This window comes from Ensifer sp. ZNC0028, assembly GCF_000799055.1.
GTDB lineage: Bacteria > Pseudomonadota > Alphaproteobacteria > Rhizobiales > Rhizobiaceae > Ensifer.
The window spans coordinates 1-2716 of the sequence record NZ_JTLA01000198.1 but is presented as its reverse complement, the minus strand read 5'-3'; the positions used below and the strand labels follow the sequence as shown (position 1 = coordinate 2716).

Below are 2716 nucleotides of genomic sequence, written 5' to 3'. Positions count from 1 at the left end.
GTCACCTTGATCGGCATGCGGCTGCCGGTGCCGTAGGCGCCGCCGGTCCAGCCGGTGTTGACCAGCCAGCAGGTGACGCCGTTCTTGGCGATCAGGTCCTTCAAGAGGTTGCCGTATTCCGACGGATGCCGCGGCATGAACGGCGCGCCGAAGCAGGTCGAGAAGGTGGCTTCCGGCTCGGTGACGCCCTTTTCGGTGCCGGCGACCTTGGCGGTGTAGCCGGACAGGAAGTGGTACATCGCCTGTTCCGGCGTCAGCTTGGCGATCGGCGGCATCACGCCGAAGGCGTCGGCCGTCAGCATGATGATGGTGCGCGGCTGCGGTGCGGTGCCGGTGTCGCTGGCGTTCGGGATGAAGTCGAGCGGATAGGCGCAACGGGTATTTTCCGTCAGCGAACCGTCGTCGAAATCAGGCACGCGGCGCTCGTCGAGCACGACGTTTTCCATGACCGTGCCGAAGCGGCGGGTCGTAGCGTAGATTTCCGGCTCGGCCGCTTCCGACAGGCGGATCGCCTTGGCGTAGCAGCCGCCTTCGAAGTTGAAGACGCCCTGCTCGCCCCAACCGTGCTCGTCGTCGCCGATCAGCGTGCGGGTCGGATCGGCGGAAAGTGTCGTCTTGCCGGTGCCGGAAAGACCGAAGAAGATCGCGGTGTCGCCGGCCGGGCCGACGTTTGCCGAGCAGTGCATCGGCATGACACCCTTCTTCGGCAGCAGGTAGTTGAGGACGGTGAAGACCGACTTCTTCATCTCGCCGGCATAGGACGTGCCGCCGATGAGGATCAGGCCGTTGGTGAAATCGCAGGCGATGACCGTCTCGGTGCGGCAACCGTAGCGCTCCGGATCGGCCTTGAAGCTCGGCAGATCGATGATCGTCAGCTTCGGCAGGAAGGCGCCGAGCGCTTCGCGGGCCGGACGAATCAGCAGGTTGCGGATGAACAGCGAATGCCAAGCGTACTCGGTCACGACGCGCGTCGGTAGCGCGTTGTCGGCGTCGGCGCCGCCAACCAGATCCTGCACGTAGAGCGACATGCCCTTGGCGTGCTCGAGCATGTCCTTGCGCAGCAGAGCAAAATGCTCCGGCGACATCGGCTTGTTGTTGTCCCACCAGATCTGGTCGTCGGTGTTCGCATCGCGAACGACGAACTTATCCTTCGGCGAGCGGCCGGTGTGCTGGCCGGTACGGGCAACGAGCGCACCGTGTGCCGTCAGTTCGGCCTCGCCGCGGCGAAGAGCTTCCTCATAAAGCTCTGCGGCTTCGAGGTTGTACCGAACCGTATCCAGGTCGATAAAGCCGAGTTTTTCCAAGCCGTTCGCGAGATTGCGAGTGCCGAGTTGCTCCATGGTCAAGCTTCCTTCGTGTTTGGCCATTGGCGTTGAATTTCGCCGGACCTTACTTGCATGCTCGCTCAAAAACAAGGCGACGTCAAAAAAAGAATAATGATTTCAGTATATTAATCGATTTAAAGAAAATTATCGTTTTTTTAATCGGTTGAAATCGACATCCCGAACACCGATCTGACAGGACCTATCCTATCGCTGCGACAGGTGCTTTTTGGGCTTCGCCACAATTTGTTCCACCTTTATACTCACTAACGCACCCGTGACTCGCGAATGCCGGAGTTTCGGGGACGGGACCGGCACCTCAAAAGACGGAGTTGAACACGATGCAGACCATCGCGCTTGTCGATGATGACCGGAATATTCTGACGTCCGTATCCATCGCCCTGGAGGCGGAGGGCTACAAGGTCGAGACCTATACCGACGGCGCTTCCGCGCTCGAAGGCCTGCTCGCCCGGCCGCCGCAGCTTGCGATCTTCGACATCAAGATGCCGCGCATGGACGGCATGGAACTGCTGCGCCGCTTGAGGCAGAAGTCGGACCTGCCGGTGATCTTCCTCACTTCCAAGGATGAAGAGATCGACGAACTCTTCGGCCTGAAGATGGGCGCCGACGACTTCATCACCAAGCCGTTCTCGCAGCGCCTGCTGGTCGAACGCGTCAAGGCGATCCTGCGCCGCGCCGCCAACCGCGAAGCCGCGGCGGCCAACACGAACAATACCGTCAAGGCAACCGACGCGCCGTCGCGCTCGCTCGAGCGTGGGCAGCTGGTGATGGACCAGGAGCGCCACACCTGCACCTGGAAGAGCGAGCCGGTGACGCTGACGGTGACGGAATTCCTTATTCTTCATTCGCTGGCGCAGCGCCCGGGCGTGGTCAAGAGCCGCGACGCACTGATGGACGCGGCCTATGACGAACAGGTCTATGTCGACGACCGCACCATCGACAGCCACATCAAGCGGCTGCGCAAGAAGTTCAAGATGGTCGACAACGACTTCGACATGATCGAGACGCTTTACGGTGTCGGCTATCGTTTCCGGGAAAGTGCCTGAGCCCAAGGGGCTTGCCATCGCGCCCAGAGTGGCGCATTTGAAGCGGCGCGATGGTGATGGCCTCCTGTGAGGCCCGACACGATCTCCGCCGTCTTCGGATCAAAATCATGAAAGGCGGCGCAACCGGCCGGCAGCGCCGCCGCCATCGAACGATTATGAAGGACAGTCCGCGCGGGAGCGGGACATTTGGTAGAAGTCTTGCAGGGCGACATTGAAGACAATGACGGGCGTGCCCAGGCACTGAAGGGCCAGCGCCGCTGGGCGCATCCCTTCACGCTCATTCGTCGTCTCTTCGGCAATGCCGTCTTCTCGAGCCTCACCCGCCGT

Annotated in this window: 2 protein-coding genes; one reads left to right on the top strand and one right to left on the bottom strand. The window is 61.3% G+C overall.

Annotation, left to right across the window (positions count from 1 at the left end):
- The coding region (locus L981_RS32505; protein WP_043626800.1) for a phosphoenolpyruvate carboxykinase at positions 1-1340 on the bottom strand (1340 nt) is incomplete at its 3' end.
- 323 nt (positions 1341-1663) lie between these two features.
- Here L981_RS32505 and chvI point away from each other — a divergent pair.
- Entirely contained in the window at positions 1664-2389 is a 726-nt protein-coding gene (gene chvI / locus L981_RS32500) for a two-component system response regulator ChvI (RefSeq protein ID WP_043626797.1), read from the top strand.
- The last annotated feature ends 327 nt before the right edge of the window (positions 2390-2716 follow it).

What these genes read in the sequence shown, in the direction of transcription:
- chvI (WP_043626797.1), top strand. Translation starts at nt 1,664, where the DNA reads ATGCAGACCATCGCGCTTGTCGATGATGACCGGAATATTCTGACGTCC.